This window comes from Microcoleus sp. AT8-B5, assembly GCF_036705565.1.
Taxonomy (GTDB): domain Bacteria; phylum Cyanobacteriota; class Cyanobacteriia; order Cyanobacteriales; family Microcoleaceae; genus Microcoleus.
Map to the genome: position 1 here is coordinate 149,665 of NZ_JAUBUY010000007.1, position 16,750 is coordinate 166,414.

Here is a 16,750-nt window from a genome sequence, read left to right on the forward strand (position 1 = left end):
AGATTGCACAGCCTCTGCATATTCTTGCAGGGCTACTGGGTGAAATTCATATTTCATTGCTGTGCAAGTTGCCGTATTTGGGCTAAGGCAATATCTCCGGGAATAGTTTGAACTGCGCCGCTATCAATTTCGGCAATGCGTTCTTGAGCTTTCTGCACGCCTTCTAATAAAATATCTCGATCGATTTGTCTTTCCATGCTCTCCACAATTTTGTCAATGAGGATAGCCTTGGCTGCATCTGGTAATGCAGTTGCTTCTGAAATGAGTTGGTCTAGGGTTAGCATTGGCTCGTTTGGCTATAAGAGGCTAGTCTGATTTTAACATTTTGTATTTAACGGGTCATTTTGGTAGCTCGTAGGCGCAAGCCGGGGCGCAGCCATCGCACTTCTCCTCATTTACCTCCTTTAGGTTTGGCAGATTTTTTCGATGATGCCTGCTGACTGGTCATTTTTGTGTACAATTCAAACAGTTTTTCGAGGCGTTCGGTGTCGTTTTTGAAGCGGCGATCGATGTAGATGCGATCGAGCAGCGACTTCTGTGGAGTAGCGTGGTCTGCGCGGAGGTTGGGGGGCATGGTTTCAGGGTGACTCCCATTTGCTTTTAAGCACTTAAATCCTTGATTCATCAGGGTTTTAAGCTTTGGATCTTCGTTATGTGGATTTGCGTTTAAGCACTTTCAGGCCCAAAAAGGGAGGTAACGAGCATAGCGAGTCGAGGTAGAAGCAGAGTCATCTGCTTTGATTAACCCCGCTTCCTTGGTAGCACCAATCACTTGAGAGACCAAGACATTCTTTGACTCGTCAAACCCAAAGCGCTCTCGTAGGGTCTGGTTCGACATCTGTCGGTTGCTGACGTATAGCAGGCAGCAATGCTGATAGCAGGCTCGAATTCGATCGGATTTACTCATGTCAGAAAAATCTTGGTAAGCGAATAGGATGGATATTGTGCGTGTCTCCCCGACCCGAAAATCTGGCGCAGGTAGTTGAAAGACCTCTGCCGCACTCACTACTTTGTCAATACCACTACCCTTTTCTTCGCAAATGCCAAAACGACGCATAAGGTCGGCAAGTTGCTCATTGCGCGAACGATATTCGTCAATAAAGCGTTCTACTTGAATGGGTGGGGTGCCGGGATTAGAAATTTCAATCCGATCGTTATACATCTCGATCATCACTGAAGCGCCTGTGGCTAGAAACTCCTGATGCACTAGAGCATTAGCAATCAACTCTCTGAGTGCCTGTTTTGGGAACATCTTAATTTCTTCCCGCATGACTTCTTCAATGAATCGATTTTGCGGTGCTGCTGAATGGACGAAATCGACTAAGCCTTCAAAGCCAACTGCATAGCCACGATTGTCTGTCTTATCGTCGCGGGTTTGGAGCTTGTTTATCCCCTCATAAATAACGACACGGGGGGCTTTACGAGCTAAGGCAGAGGAGAAGGCATCCAGCTTTTTCGCCAGAAGAATAGCAGCGAGATTTGTGATTGTCCAACCTTGAGAGGTTTGTTTGATTAAATCTTGACTCTGCAATCGTTCCAAGACCGCATCGCGACTGGTTGGGTAGGGTATGTCTAGCAGCTCAAAGTATGTTTGGGTATCGAGGAGCGCAATGATATCATCAGGGCTGGCATCCGATCGAGCGCATTGGGAAAACCAGTCCTGTTGATCTTCCGCAAAAATGCGTTTGAGCATATCCGGTGTCATTGGCACCAAATCTTCACCCGCCCGCATTAAATATGCACCCTCAAACGTGAATGCTTGCCCTACGGGACGGGTGGGTATTTCAAAAACTAATACCCGACCATTGGAATGGTTTAACTCTGTAACTTCTACCCGAAATCTCAGCTTCTCAACTATTAAAGCTTTAATATCATTAAGAGAAGTTGCAGATGGAAACGCTTGCGTCCCGACTACATTTCGAGGCGGTTTATTGGTGACACCGAAGACGAGATGACCACCACCCTCATTGGCTAAAGCTATGCAGTAACGCAAAAGTTTGGTTGTGTCATATTGCTGTTTAGCTTCCTTAAATTCAAGCCTCTCTGTTTCAGCGGGAGCGAGCAACCATTGCTCTAGATTTTCAAGAGTAACCATATTGTTCTTTGTCGGTTTTGATGGCTAGATTTTACGTTTGGCAGACTTTTTTTGGGGCGTTTGCTGGGTGGTCATTTTGGTGTACAATTCAAACAGTTTTTCCAGGCGTTCGGTGTCGTTTTTGAAGCGGCGACCAATGTAGATTCGTTCGAGGATTTCGTCATTACGATCGTGCGCTTCCCTAACCAGAGGGAATTCGGTATCCATACGATCGCGATCGTACATATCGGCGATCGTGGCTGGGAAATAGTGCTCTCGCGCTAGCAGGATGTCTTCGGCGCAGCGGGTGAGGTCGGCTTTGTTTTGCTCGGTGAGGGTGGGGACGGGGAAGGTGTTCCAGCCGAGGGTGTTGGAGTAGCGATATCGGGTTTCTAGCTTGCCGCAGACGGTGGCGATCCAGACCAGGTGCAGGCGGGAGGCGATTAGCGCCATATTCCAGAGTGGGGGATCAAATAATGCGAAAGCACTATCACCAACAATTGCGCCCTGTGAAAGCAATGTAAACGGGAGATATTCACGGTTTTCCGAGCTATGGCGAGGCACCACAACAGCTAGCTCATTACCTCTCTGTCTGATTTCCTGAAATCTATGTGAAAAACTTGCAGATTTGATAGTGGCAAGCTTAGAGCTTCTAGACCGAAAGTTTTGAACGGCAGTAATTCTGCTAGAAATTGATGGGATTAATAACGCATCATCCAAGAATGTATCTTCGATCCATAGGCAATATCGTTGATGGCCTTTGATGGCTTCAGCCGACCCGCTAAAATAACGAATAAATGGAGCCGAGCTAGGATAACATTCAATAAGTTCATCTACCTCACGCTTGCTCAAAAACAAATTTCCATCATCGGTGGCACCGTTTCCTCTATCCATCGGATGCAAGCTACTAACTGGTAATGATCGTTGCTCAACAATGATGTTGCTTGCAGCCACTAGGTAAGCATTAACATTGTCGGCCTGCTTTATGGAAGTACCACCTTTTTCCATTGCCGAAAAAAGGAAGCGTGCCTTACTAAGATGCTTGGAAATTCCGACGATCACCACAGTCACTCCAGCATTATGACTAGCTAAGTTGGACCATTTAAAACTGGTATGTGCGAAAGCAATTTCGTGTCCCGTCTCAAAAATTAGAGGCCACAAAGTTGGCACCGGCTGGCCCTGACAGATCGAGTTAGTAGATACAAAAGCGGCGGAAGATTGTGTCTGCGTTCCATAATCTGCTGCTTTCATAAACCAGCCTGCCACATAATCGAGGGATTTCCAGGTTTTGGTGCGTCCATCGAAAATGAGTTTTAGATCGTCCTTCTGCTCATTGGATTGACCGCTCGATCCGAGATAGGGCGGATTTCCACAGATATACGTCTCCCCTCCCTCGTTCTCAAAATCGATCTCCGTCTGTTCCAGCGGCGTACTAAACAAATCATTCGCCACTAACTTCACCCCCGTTCCCGTCGGCGGACAAAGACTCAACCAATCCAACCGCAACGCATTCCCGCAGGTAATCCAGTTATCATTTTTGAGCGGCAAAAACTCCGCCAGCGCCAGCTTTGGCCCTCGATACATCACATCACATTGATACTCGGCAATAATCAACGCCAACCGCGCAATCTCACAGGAAAAGTGACGCAATTCAATTCCCCGAAAATTCGTCAGCGGAATCTCAGATTTGCGATCGCCCTCACCCCGAAGACGATTAATCTCCCACTCAATCTCGCGCATTTTCTTATACGCAATCACCAGAAAATTCCCCGATCCACAAGCCGGATCGAAAACCCGAATCCGCGCCATCCGTTGCCGCAAATTCAGCAACTTACGGGCGTTATCCCCCGCCGCCTCCAATTGCTCCCGCAAATCATCCAAAAACAGCGGATTCAATACCTTGAGGATATTCGGCACACTCGTATAGTGCATCCCCAACGCACCCCGCTCCTCATCATCCGCCACCGCCTGAATCATCGACCCGAAAATATCGGGATTAATCTTTGTCCAGTCCAGATTGCCAACATGAAGTAAGTACGATCGGGCAATCTTGCTAAAACGCGGCACCGCCACCCCACCCGAAAACAGCCCTCCATTCACATAGCGGAATTTATCTGCCCAATTGCGAATCTTCGCCGCCTCCCGATCCTTAAGCGGCGTACACATCGCCCGAAACATCTCCGACAGCACCTCGTGCGTATTCGACGAATCACTGGCACTCATTTGTTCGATGGTGGCAGTGAAGAGGGCATTGCTGTGAAAGATATTCGTATCCTCCGCGAAGAGACAGAAGATTAGTCGCGCCATGAAGTGATTTAACGCTTCCCGGCGATCGGCATTGTCCCACTCCGGGTTCTCCTTCAGCAACTCGACATACAAGCGGTTGAGGCGCCCCGTAGCCTTGATATCAAAGGCATTCTCCCGGATCTGCTTGACTGTCGTAATGCCCGCCAAGGGCAGGAAAAAACCGAAATGGTTGTGAAAGTCGGGGTAATCGCAAGCGACTATCTCCCCATCAGCGAGGTTTTCCGCCTCAAAACTTTTGCCATCGGTGGCCAGGATAAACTTAACCTTATACCGAGCCGTCGCCGCACTATCCCGCAAAGCCGTGAGGGTGTTTGTCACCTCGCCTTCGGGGCAAACCTTCACATGGATATTGTTACGCTGGAGCAAGCCACCGAGATCCGATTGGTTGGAGCCACCGCTTTTGCTTTTGAGCCGCTTGAGAGTCGTCGGCTTGTTACCAAAGGCTTCGAGGAAGGCAAAGGGGAACTCTTCCGAGTCAAAGGGCGCTTCAGCGAGCCTGGAAACTGCTTCTTCGATTTCGACTGCATTCATAGTTCCACCATAGGTAGCTCAGGGGCGGTAGCTCAGAGGTTCCATTATCGCCTCTTAACGCAATTTTGGATTTTACCTTGATTTTCGATTATGGGGGTTGCGATCGCAGCGTTTTGGGGTGGAGGGCGATCGCCTACATCTTTCTTACTCCCCATCAGCATTTCCCTTCATCGAAGGTTAGGTGCTTTAGTGAGAATTAACTAACGGCTACAGCCTCCCCCAAAGGATGCTGCTGCAAAACCGCTTGCAAATACTTCCCAGTATAAGAACGAGGATTTGCCGCCACATCCTCCGGCGTTCCCGCCACAATAATTTCGCCGCCCTTATCTCCCCCTTCAGGCCCCAAATCGATCGCCCAATCGCAGCACCGAATCACATCTAAATTGTGTTCGATTACCAAAATTGAATTACCCTTATCCACCAACCTTTGCAGCACATTTAACAAATGGTGAACATCATAAAACGACAAACCAGTCGTCGGTTCATCAATCAAATAAAGCGTCTTCCCAGTAGCGCGGCGCGACAGTTCCGTTGCCAATTTTACCCGCTGCGCTTCCCCTCCAGAAAGCGTCGGCGCCGGCTGTCCCAACTGAATGTAACCCAAACCAACATCAACCAAAGTTTGCAGTCTGACGCCCGCCCTGGGAATATTTTTAAACATTTCCAAAGATTCCTCGACAGTCATGTTCAAAACATCAGAAATCGACTTGCCTTTGTACTTAACTTGCAGTGTTTCTCGGTTGTACCGTGCACCCTTGCAAACCTCACACTGCACGTAAACATCCGGCAGAAAATTCATCGAAATCACGTTCACGCCCTGGCCGCCACAAGCTTCGCACCTTCCCCCTTTCACGTTAAAAGAAAACTGGCCCGCTTTGTAACCTCTTGCCTTCGCTTCAATGCTTTCGGCAAACAAATCCCGAATCACATCAAAGACTCCCGTGTAAGTAGCGGGATTAGAGCGCGGAGTACGACCGATGGGAGATTGATCGATGACAATTACCTTATCAACCACATCATCGAGAGAGCGTTCCCCTTTAGTTTTTAGGGCGTCCATATCGGGTGGTAAAGGCACTTTTTTGGTGATATAGTGTTGCAGCGACGGGTACAACAATTCATTGATTAAAGTTGATTTTCCCGAACCGGAAACCCCCGTCACGCAGACGAGTTTTCCGAGGGGAATTTCCACATCAATATTTTTTAAATTGTTGCGCGTCGCATTTATGATTGAGAGAGCTTTGCCGTTGCCTTTTCTTCTTTCATTAGGGGTTTCAATTACTCGCTTTCCCGACAAATAAGCACCAGTCAAAGATTCCTCGGCGGCTAGCAAATTTTCTAAACTTCCTTGCGAGATAATTTTGCCGCCGTGCACGCCAGCGCCGGGCCCGATATCGACAATATGGTCGGCCGCTCGCATGGTCTCTTCATCGTGTTCTACGACAATCAAAGTATTGCCTAAATCGCGCAATTTTGTTAAGGTTTGCAGCAGGCGAAAGTTGTCTCTTTGGTGCAGTCCGATACTCGGTTCGTCCAAAACGTAGAGCACGCCCGTCAAACCAGAACCGATTTGAGTCGCCAGCCGAATTCGCTGCGCTTCTCCGCCAGAAAGCGTCATTGCGGCGCGGTCTAAAGTCAGGTAATCTAACCCGACATCGAGCAAAAATTGCAGCCTTGCTTTGATTTCTCTCAGGGCTAAATCGGATATTTGGAATTGCCGATCGCTCAATCCCAAATTATTTACTCGTTCGCGACATTCGCGAATCGAAATACTGGTTAAATCTACAATTCCGTACTGTCCCAACCGCACCGAAAGCGCCTCGGGTTTCAAGCGTTTGCCCTGACAAACCTCGCAAGAGCGATCGACCCGATACTGTTCCAGCTTCTGCTTAATCAAATCAGAACCAGTATCGTCGTACTGGCGCTGCAACATGGAAATTACGCCATTAAAATCTCTCCTAAAATCAGTGTTGCCGTCGCGCTTTTTACTTTCTCCGCTGCGCTTTTGTTCATTGCCGTACAAAATTACCCGCTGGTGTTCGGGCTTTAATCGATACCAAGGAGTGTCGATATCAAACCCGCAAGTATCAGCAATACTGCAAAGCAAAGAGAGATAATAGGAATTGTCTTTGTCTGACCAAGGCGCGATCGCACAATAAAGAGGTGCTTTCTCATCGGGAACTACCAACTCCGGCGCAAAAGTCCGCAAACTCCCCAAACCGTGGCAGTTCGGACACGCGCCGTAGGGCGAATTAAAAGAAAATAACCTGGGTGAAAGTTCTTCCATTACTGCGCCGTGTTCGGGACAAGCAAAGTTTTCGGAAAATACGATCGGCCCCTGTGGTTCGGAATTTTCATCACTCGGTAACTCTTCAACTATCGCAATTCCCTCAGAATGGCGCAAACAAGTTGCCAGAGAATCAACTAAACGTTCTTCTAAACCGGGTTTTTTAATTAACCGATCGACAACTATCTCGATATTGTGCGTATGATTTTTATCTAATTCGATATTTTCCGAAAGTTCTAAAATTTCTCCGTTAACTTTGACGCGAATAAATCCTTCCGCAGCTAAACTCGACAATAATTTGCGGTGAGTGCCTTTTTTTCCGCGCACAACTGGTGCCAGAAGGTGAAAGCGAGTGCCGTCGGGAAGTGCCATGACTCGATCGCACATTTCATCAATTGTCTGCGGCGCAATGCAGCGATCGCAAATCGGACAGTGCGGTTCGCCGGCTCTGCCGTAGAGTAATCTGAGATAATCGTAAATTTCTGTAACAGTGCCAACAGTCGATCGCGGGTTGTGAGAAGTTGACTTTTGGTCGATCGAAATAGCCGGACTCAAGCCTTCGATCGCGTCCACATCCGGTTTGTCCAACTGTCCCAAAAACTGGCGCGCGTAGGCGCTGAGAGACTCCACGTAGCGGCGCTGTCCCTCGGCAAAAATTGTATCGAAAGCCAGGGAAGACTTACCAGAACCGGAGACGCCAGTAAAAACGATCAGGCGATCGCGCGGGAGTTCCAGATCGATATTTTTCAGGTTGTGCTGTCTCGCACCGCGAACCCGAATCGTATTTTGGTTGTGAGAGTGAGAATTCGTCACATTATGCCCGTTGCGGGATGCACTTGGCTGGCTGTTTGAGGTTTCGGCGCGTTGGGACATGAGAGTAGTGCAAAACAGTGCTTAACCATCTTAGCGCTGCCGATCGAATAGCTGGCATCCAAACTCAAGAATATCAAAGAATAGTCAAATAAGTTTCCGTCGGCCCGTCGGGCAAAACCTTCAATCTTTGATTTTTCAAATCGACTTCAATTCCCAGCGCTTCCATCGGAATCACCCCTAAAAGTGGAGTTTTCCCCTCTGGCAATTCCAAACACTCAAAAGTCCCTTCGCGCCCGCACAGAGAAATCTTGGCATCTTGAAAAATCCTCGCCTCACTAATACCCGTGGCTGTTTCCACAACTACTTGCTTGAGAATTTTCAAACCCAATCTGGCGATGACACCTTTAGGCAAACACAAAGTTGTCGCGCCCGTATCCACCAAAACATTTTCTAGAGTAACATACCTGACTTGCTCGATGGGAATCAGACCATCTTCTGCTTTCCCTTCATCCAGCCGATTCGTAATTACTAGGGTTGCGATCACTTTTCCCATTAGGGTTTCCGTAGTTGTTTCCATTACGTTCAGATTATCATAAATTGCTGCTTTAATTTTAGCACATATTTCCACATATTGTAGGGCGATGCACTCCCCCTTCTGCACCGCCCACCTGACGAATAATTCTGGCTAAAATATCAAATTATTGCACACCAATAAATTTGTGAGTTTGCAAAGATAGCCTGTAACTAGGATTTTGTTTCAGCAATTCCAAAATAATTGGAATCGCTGAACTTTTTGAGTTCCATTCTGGCTGCAAGAAAACCGGAATATTCACATTATTTTCCAAATGCTTGTGATAAAATGCAACTTCTTCGCCAGTGCTAACCACCAACTTAATTTCATTTGCTCTAGTCCAGAAAAGCTCTTGCACCGGATATTTAGGATTGACGTGTTCCTTCGGAGAAAGAGTAATCCAAGCCTGCGGGGAAACATCCTGCCAGTAAGCACCCGAAGTTTCAATACTCACCTGCTTGTCAGCTTCTAACAAAGCTTCAACTAACTCAGGCAAATCCCGGTGTATAAAAGGTTCGCCACCAGTAATGACCACCCTCGGAGACTGCAATTGAGCGAGCAATTGTGCGATCGACTGCGGCACAGACGGCAAACCTTTGCCCCCATTTTCGTACCCTGTGTCACACCAAGGACACCGCACAGGGCAACCGGCCAATCTGATAAAATCAACTAAAGTCCCCGTCCAGTAACCTTCGCCTTGAACAGTACACTGAAAAGTTTCGTGAATTGGTAATTTTAGTTGTAAATTAGACACCCGAAGTTACGCCTCAAATCAATTAATTACGTTGTTTAGATATAATATTCTTAAATTGTTATTTCTTCGCGGTTTGCAGCAAATAAAAACAGTTCTGAACGCATAAACGGGGTTTATGAAAAAAAATATCCGTTTTATCTCAGAAGCTTCACTCAGAAATCGGGTTTCTTCATAGCTTTTGTATAAATCCTTAGAAATCCACCACAAACCGCAAATAACTCTTTAATTATTCTGTTCAGGTTCCATCAGAGTAGCCCAACGGCGCTTCAGGGCCAAAGTCAGCCCGTCAGCAATGGGGACAACACTGAGAGTAACTCTGGGATCGTTACGCAATTTGTCGTTGAAACTACGAATGGCGAGGGTGCTTTCGTCTTGTACTTGAGGATCGGCAACTCGTCCAGACCACAGAACATTGTCAATTACAATTAAACCGCCATTTCGTACAAGTTGCAGCGATCGCTCAAAATAAGCCTCATAATTTTCTTTATCGGCGTCGATGAAGGCAAAATCAAAGGTTCCAGCTTGTCCCTCGGCTATTAGTTTGTCGAGAGTATTTATTGCTGGGCCCAACTGCAAAGAAATCTTATTAGCCACGCCTGCTGCTTCCCAATAGCGTCGTGCGATCGTAGTATATTCCTCGCTGACATCGCAGGCAATAATTTGACCGTTAGGAGGAAGTGCTAAAGCTACGCACAGCGCACTATAACCAGTAAAAACGCCAATTTCTAAGGTTTTGGTCGCTCCCATAAGCTGCACCATGAGCTCCATAAACTGACCTTGTTCGGGAGCAATCTGCATCATCCCCATAGGATGTTTAGCCGTTTCTTCCCGTAGTGAAGCGAGAATATCTGGCTCCCGCAGAGAAATAGATAACAGATAATCGTAAAGTTGATGTTCTAGGCCAAGAGTTGAGTTCGCCATTGGTTTGTCCTTGCTGCTCACTTTTGATTTTAGATTTTAGACGCCCTGTTAATGGAAATCGGAGAATGTAGAGTTAATTTAGGCATCTATTTTGCTGTGGCTGAGGGCAGGTTGCAGTATCAGTGTCTCGGTTACACAGAGGCAACTTGCAAAACGCGCGCTCTACTTCCAAATCAGTTTATCTCAGCCACAGGTGATTTCGCAGCTCTAGAAAATAAAAATAGATAGAGGGGAGCGTTTTGAGATTCCTGCTTTTCTAGCACTAGCACCGCGTAACGCCGTTAGCGATACCAGTTCAAAAAATGAATGCAACTGTAGACAAGCTGGAAACCCATACATAATCAACTATTCCCCATCTCAAATCTCAAATCTCAAATGGTATGAGTTGGGGAGAATGTGATTTCATCCTGATTACTAAGGAATGAGAGTTAAATAACTTCCACTCTTGAAAGTGGGATGGGCGTCCCGCCCGTCATGAGTGGACGGGCGGGACGCCCATCCCACAATAACAACTAAAATTGTAAGTTATTTAATTCGCGATCCTAACTAGATGAACTGCGAAAAACATAAGTATGTCATTGCCAGTGAAATGAAGCAATCCCAAAGGTTGTGATTTGTTTACATTTTGTTACATTTTCAAGTTTGTTTGTGTCGCTCTACTTAATCGCCAATGAGTAATTATTGAGGACTTATATCATGTCCGATCGATTATCCCTAATACCGTAGGGGCGGGTTCACGAACAATATCTGCCAATAATTGACAATCTCAAAAACCCGCCCTTTTAATCGCTCCCAAACCAACAAACCGTTTCCTTTAACTATTATGGATTGGTTCAATCCCGTGTATGTTCTTGGAACAAACCAGGCGTTTGGAAACCCTTGTGTCCCAGAGTATTACTAATCACTAATAAACTGGGTTCAATAGGACGATTTCTTAACTGTCACAGCTTATTCCTCCACACCTAAACAACATACCCACAATCAAAACAACATTCCACGATTGAGGTAGAGCAAGTATTTGTGGGAAAAAACAGGTTTTTCGCCACTCTTGCCCTGCATTGTTACTCATAACTAATGAACCGGGATTAATAGGACGCTCACTTAACTGTCACAGTTTATTCCTCCATACCTAAACCACCTACCCACAATCAAAACAACATTCTACCAAGGCATCGCTATGTATTACACTTTCGCAGGTTTTGGTGCCGCCACAGGCATATTTTTGCTGCTAGTTTTTGCCATTCTGCAATGGCTGCACGTCTCCGCCGGCAGTTTTATTGATTGGGTAATTGCCATTGCTATTTTTGAATGGCTGTTGCTGATAGTTACAGTTCCCTGGAATATCCATTTTGAAGCTAAAGAAGTTTTAGCCCAAGCCGCAGAATCGACTAAAAAAAACATTGCTGTCGATCGGGAACAACTCCAATACGTTACTGTATTAGTTAGCCGATCGCTCTTTGTGGCGATCGCACTTCACCTGTTTAGCGCGATCGCACTTTACGCCCTAGCCGCCGCCGGAATTAGTGCTATTGGCTATCTCAGTTCCGCTGCTGCACTGCTGTTAACTGTACTGCGTCCAGCTATCCGAGGTTATCAGTATTTAGCCCAGCGGCTGACAAGTATCCGCCGCCAATTTTTGCACCCCCGCGAAGATATTGTCGAACTCCGCAGCCGCTTTGCACAATTAGAATCTACAGTTAGAGACTTGACCGATCAATTAAGTTCCGACAATCCGAATTCGTGGGTGGCTGTCCAAAATCGGGAACGGGAAGCTATCAGAAGAGAACTAACTACTGTATCCGCATCTCTACAATCTTTGCAAGCGACAAATCAGGCAGAGCACACTAAACTGAGAAGAGATGCAGAAAGTGCGATCGCCCAACTCACCGATGACGGACAATTTCTCAACCACGTCCGCGAAATCATCCGCTTCTTTAAAGAATCGTAAAGTCTGTTGATAGTTGATAGTTGACAGTTGACAGTTGTCTGTTGACTGTTGTCATTAGTTACCAATGCCCGATGCCCGATGCCCAATTGAAAATTCCCTATCTTTAGATAGATGCCAAATAGTTGCAGATAGTTAAAGTTTTAATAAAAACACAATTTAGTCAGTCTTCAGGAAGATGCAATAAAGGTATTTTCCCTAACAGCAATTTTTCGCAAACTATAACCAAAGATAGTTTGTGAATGAGCTAGCTTGGGATTAATATTTAAACATAAGCCAAAGACCTTTTTTGAAAAGATAACTCAGGAATAAATCATGACTAATCGCCAACCAATACCCCCCAAAGAAGAAGTTAGCAAATCAACACCGGCCGACGAACAAATCGAAGCCAATATGGAAGCCCCCCACTACGACAGGGGCATTACTCCTGCGGAGACAGCAGCGCGGCAAGAACGGGAAGGCGCTAACTTCATGCACACAACCACCGAAGCGAAGCAGAAAAGTGCAAAAACTGATGACCAAACCGATGACGAAAGCATTCACACTACAGATGGTTATACAGTAGACAAAGAAGGTCTAGTTAACAATTACGCGATCGAACCGGAAATGTACATCAACGAACCGGGCGATTTGAGAGCAAAAGAAGAAGCCGAAGCCGCAGAACGCGCTCGAATTCTCGCAGAAATCAAAGATAAAAAAGGCGAGGAAGGAAAACTGACAATGGATGCAGACACCCGTGGCAAAGGGCCGGGCATTATCTAGATTGTGTGGTTGGTAGTTGCGTTTCAGCGCGCGAGGTTGCAACTACTGCAAAGCACAGAGGCGGGTTTTTATAGTTCCGGCAATTATCGATCGATATTTCCGGTAAAACCCGCCCCTATTTTGTTTTCCACATCTGTTTTTTGAGTTGAGATGTTACATCTTACATCTTGCACCAATCTCAATAATCCTTTTTTGGGCGGGCAGGATGCCCAACCCCTACTCCCCACAAGAAAACTCATTTTTTGTGGAACAGGCATCTTGCCTGTTCTTCAGAATGGTGCAAGATGTGAGTTACATCGTACATCTCTCAATTACCCTCTCAATCGGCCAGTTTTCACACCCAGCGCAAAAACCCCTTAAAATTCCTCAAGCTTTAACATTTTCCCTCAGCCAATTAAACTTAGCCTCAGCTAGCGCCAAATTTTCCAGAACGTTAGGATTGATATCCTCGCGTTCAAATTCTGGTTGATCTAATTCAATATTGCGACCATATTCTATATGTCGGATCGTACCGCGCATCCTGTCTGCCAGACACAGTGAAATTCCATAATAAAACCGGGAAGCAAAGCCCATATCGTTTTGAAGTTTGATGACTAACTGCCGCCTAGGAATTGCCAGCAAGTGAGTTTCTTCTATTGCCTTTACCGTTGCTAAAGGAGGGCGAGCGTCAATGAAAGAGACTTCTCCCACCAGTTCTCCGCTGGCTATTTTAGCGAGTTCTCTAGTCCGCTCAGCCTCGATTAAAACGCTCAAACTCCCCTTCAAAACAATGTAGAGCGCATCTATCTGCCTCCCTTCATGGATCAAAATCCCCCCCGGATCTAGAACTTCCTTTTTGCCTTTTTGAACGATCCAGTTGATATCGTCATTATTTAACTGGCTCAAAATAAAAAGTGCTTTTTTTCTGCTGCTGTCGGCCATAAGTTTTAGCTCTCGATCGCTTCTTCTTTATATAAAATTTAGATGGCGTGCGATCGCAACTTCTTCCGAAGCAGTCCTCGCTCAATAGAGTTTTTTTTATCTTGCCTAACTTCCTCGCAAAACCCATATCGGGCAGGCTTTGCCAATAGCAGATAAATCATGCTCAAGCATGATCTCTCAATACTAGCATTTGTTAAACAATCTTTTTTAATTCGATCGACCTCCCCAACCTCCCGCGAAATTCCCGTCTCAAAAGCAATTGGGTTAACCCGCCCAGCTTTGCTGCGGGATGGGGCGCGGCAGACAATGCTCCGCGCCCAGTCTTGCTCACTAAATCGATCGCAAATCAGGATAGCCGGCCAACATATCGTCAGCAGTCAGAGTGTCCCCGTTGGCTTGAGGAGTCCACAGCACCTCAACCGCCAGCAACTGCTCGCTCGATACTCCCCCAATCTGGCGCAAAGCTTGGCGCAAATCTTCAGAGTTTTTCACTGCTGGCAATTGCAATTTACCTTGAGTACCGACAATCACCGTCACCACAATAAATTCCCCAGGCTCTGAATTCAAATCAGAAGCAACCAGCGCCCCATTTTCCTGCAAACCTGGCAGGATATTGCTGCTCCCTGCTTGGCGGAGCTGATTGTTATAATTCGAGAGCGTTTCTTCAGTAAATTTACTGCGTTCTGCCAAAGAAAATTGATTAAACTTAGCTTCGGCTGCTTCCAAGCGAGTTTGCACAGATTCAGCGCCCGCGTAAACCCAGTATTCAGGATGCCGCAACAGCGCCAGAGTAGATTCTTGCAGCACTTGAGCGCGACCGGCTGCTGTATCGGTATCCGCTTTTTGCGCGAGGGCGTCGAGTTCAGCTTGCAAACCGCGGGCCTCTGCTAGCAAACCAACTTGCAAGCGGGCGACAGATACGGTGGTAGTGGCGGCGCTGTTGCCGAGTTCGTCAGTTCCGCCCCCGGCGCGGCGGAAGCTTTGGACGAGGAAATTAGCGATCGAAATAAAAATCAAAATCGAGAACAGGCCGCCAAACCCGCCCCCAAAGCCAAAAAACGGCAGCAAGAACGGGAAACCAAAGCCACCTCCAAAGCCACCACCCGGATAGTAGCCCCCTCCCGACGGCGCGTAAGTGCGACTAGGAGACGAGTAACTGCGCGCCGGAGCACTAAAAGATCCGCCCCCGATGCGTCCTCCGCTGCGGGCAGCCAGAGCTCCATCAGCGTTACCGAGGGCTAGCGTCAGTACCAGACCGATCGCAAATAGTGATTTCAAAAGCGGTTTCATCTTTGAAATTAGTTGCTTGTACATAAGACCGTTACTATTCGATACATTTATAATTTACAGTCTATCCTCGCGAATGGGCAGCCTGGTTATAGGTATGAAGCCAGCGAGATATCCGTACCAACCGATCCAACCACAGTTAGGCCTGAGTCTGCAAACGAGAAAAGCTAGAAAGGACTGGCATTCCTGACTGCGAACAAAGGACATCGCGGGTTTTACAGAAGTTTACTTATGTAAAGGGCGATCGGCCAACAATAAGCTCTAGACTTTTAAAGAAGCGCCACGAGTCCTAGAAAACAGGGCTTTATCTACCGTAAAAAAAACATTATGTTTCCAACTCACCGCCCCCGCCGCCTCCGCAACCATCCCCAACTCCGCCGGATGGTGCGCGAAAATATCTTGACAACCAGCGATTTAATTTACCCCCTATTTGCCGTACCGGGGGAAGCTTTTGCTAAAGAAGTCACATCGATGCCCGGAGTTTTCCAGCTATCGGTAGACAAAATAGTAGAAGAAGCAAAAGAAGTCTACGACCTCGGCATTCCGGCTATTATTTTATTCGGCATTCCCGCAGACAAAGATACCGACGCGACAGGTGCTTGGCACGACTGCGGCATCGTCCAAAAAGCGACGGAAGCAGTTAAAAAAGCCGTACCAGATTTAATCGTCATGGTCGATACTTGTCTGTGCGAATATACCACTCACGGTCACTGTGGCTATTTGGAAGTCGGAGATTTAAGCGGTCGCGTATTGAACGATCCCACACTAGAATTGCTGAAGAAAACCGCTGTTGCTCAAGCTAAAGCCGGTGCAGATATTATCGCCCCTTCGGGAATGATGGACGGTTTTGTCGGAGCAATTCGCGAAGGATTGGACTCCGCTGGATTTGAAGATATTCCCATCATGTCTTACGCGGCAAAATACGCCTCAGCTTATTATGGCCCATTCCGAGATGCAGCAGAGTCTGCCCCGCAATTTGGCGATCGACGCACCTATCAAATGGACCCCGGAAACGGCCGCGAAGCTCTGAAAGAAATTGCTCTCGACATTGCCGAAGGCGCAGATATGCTCATGGTTAAACCCGCTTTAGCTTACATGGACATCATCTGGCGCGTGAAGGAAGCAACTAACCTGCCAGTTGCTGCTTACAACGTTTCTGGGGAATATGCGATGGTGAAAGCCGCCGCCCTCAACGGTTGGATAGATGAAGAAAGAGTAGTGATGGAAACTTTGACAGGATTCAAGCGTGCTGGTTGTGATTTGATTTTGACTTATCACGCCAAAGACGCCGCCCGCTGGCTGCAAAACTGATTCATTTGATTTGAGATTAGAGATTAAAGAATTGACTCCACAGCACAATCTTCGGGTGTTCTTGTGGAGTCAACACCTCTCTCGATAGATGATTTTTGAGCAATTAGGCAAGACACAAGCTATCGCTTACCTATAAACGACGCCTCGAAACCGGGTTTTTACCGTTTCACTGGGCTGTAACTGAGATATTGTACCATTCTCAAGAACAGGCTTTCCGGCCTGTTCCACAAAGAGTGAATTTTCTTGTGGAACAGGCCGGAAAGCCTGTT

At 46.9% G+C, this 16,750-nt stretch carries 13 protein-coding genes; 3 read left to right on the forward strand and 10 right to left on the reverse strand.

Features of this window, described 5'->3' with window-relative positions; genetic code table 11:
- Window positions 1–53 precede the first annotated feature (53 nt).
- From QUB39_RS07525 to QUB39_RS07560, 8 genes are all read right to left on the reverse strand, one after another.
- Complete coding sequence (locus QUB39_RS07525) at window positions 54–284, reverse strand: addiction module protein (protein WP_333053276.1); 231 nt, start codon at window positions 282–284, stop codon at window positions 54–56.
- Window positions 285–391: 107 nt separating this feature from the next.
- Window positions 392–574, reverse strand: a complete 183-nt coding sequence (locus QUB39_RS07530) for a type IIL restriction-modification enzyme MmeI (RefSeq protein ID WP_333053277.1) — start codon at window positions 572–574, stop codon at window positions 392–394.
- 102 nt (window positions 575–676) lie between these two features.
- Window positions 677–2,095 carry an ATP-binding protein gene (locus tag QUB39_RS07535; protein ID WP_333208339.1) on the reverse strand — a complete coding sequence of 473 codons (1,419 nt, stop codon included), beginning with the start codon at window positions 2,093–2,095 and terminating at the stop codon, window positions 677–679.
- Window positions 2,096–2,119: 24 nt separating this feature from the next.
- Complete coding sequence (locus QUB39_RS07540) at window positions 2,120–4,912, reverse strand: DNA methyltransferase (RefSeq protein ID WP_333208340.1); 2,793 nt, start codon at window positions 4,910–4,912, stop codon at window positions 2,120–2,122.
- Between the two features lie 196 nt (window positions 4,913–5,108).
- Window positions 5,109–8,069, reverse strand: coding sequence for an excinuclease ABC subunit UvrA (uvrA, locus tag QUB39_RS07545; protein ID WP_333208341.1), 2,961 nt, complete (start codon window positions 8,067–8,069; stop codon window positions 5,109–5,111).
- Window positions 8,070–8,142: 73 nt separating this feature from the next.
- A complete protein-coding gene (locus QUB39_RS07550; RefSeq protein WP_333208376.1) occupies window positions 8,143–8,586 on the reverse strand; it encodes a retroviral-like aspartic protease family protein in 444 nt (147 codons plus the stop codon).
- Between the two features lie 121 nt (window positions 8,587–8,707).
- The gene (locus QUB39_RS07555; protein ID WP_333208342.1) at window positions 8,708–9,334 is read right to left on the reverse strand and encodes a 7-carboxy-7-deazaguanine synthase QueE; all 627 of its coding nucleotides are present in this window, start codon (window positions 9,332–9,334) and stop codon (window positions 8,708–8,710) included.
- 222 nt (window positions 9,335–9,556) lie between these two features.
- On the reverse strand, window positions 9,557–10,255 hold the full coding sequence (locus QUB39_RS07560; protein ID WP_333053282.1) for a class I SAM-dependent methyltransferase: 699 nt from the start codon (window positions 10,253–10,255) through the stop codon (window positions 9,557–9,559).
- Between the two features lie 1,177 nt (window positions 10,256–11,432).
- Between QUB39_RS07560 and QUB39_RS07565 the strand changes: the two genes are divergently transcribed.
- Both QUB39_RS07565 and QUB39_RS07570 read left to right on the forward strand, forming a co-directional pair.
- Window positions 11,433–12,203, forward strand: coding sequence for a hypothetical protein (locus QUB39_RS07565; RefSeq protein ID WP_333053283.1), 771 nt, complete (start codon window positions 11,433–11,435; stop codon window positions 12,201–12,203).
- Window positions 12,204–12,515: 312 nt separating this feature from the next.
- The gene (locus QUB39_RS07570; protein ID WP_333053284.1) at window positions 12,516–12,962 is read left to right on the forward strand and encodes a hypothetical protein; all 447 of its coding nucleotides are present in this window, start codon (window positions 12,516–12,518) and stop codon (window positions 12,960–12,962) included.
- Between the two features lie 366 nt (window positions 12,963–13,328).
- On the opposite strand, the gene QUB39_RS07575 is transcribed toward QUB39_RS07570, so the two are convergent.
- A complete protein-coding gene (locus QUB39_RS07575; RefSeq protein ID WP_333053285.1) occupies window positions 13,329–13,883 on the reverse strand; it encodes a cyclic nucleotide-binding domain-containing protein in 555 nt (184 codons plus the stop codon).
- Between the two features lie 330 nt (window positions 13,884–14,213).
- Window positions 14,214–15,197 carry a DUF1517 domain-containing protein gene (locus tag QUB39_RS07580; protein WP_333053286.1) on the reverse strand — a complete coding sequence of 328 codons (984 nt, stop codon included), beginning with the start codon at window positions 15,195–15,197 and terminating at the stop codon, window positions 14,214–14,216.
- Between the two features lie 300 nt (window positions 15,198–15,497).
- On the opposite strand from QUB39_RS07580, the gene hemB reads away from it, so the two are divergent.
- On the forward strand, window positions 15,498–16,481 hold the full coding sequence (hemB, locus tag QUB39_RS07585) for a porphobilinogen synthase (RefSeq protein WP_333053287.1): 984 nt from the start codon (window positions 15,498–15,500) through the stop codon (window positions 16,479–16,481).
- Window positions 16,482–16,750 lie beyond the last annotated feature (269 nt).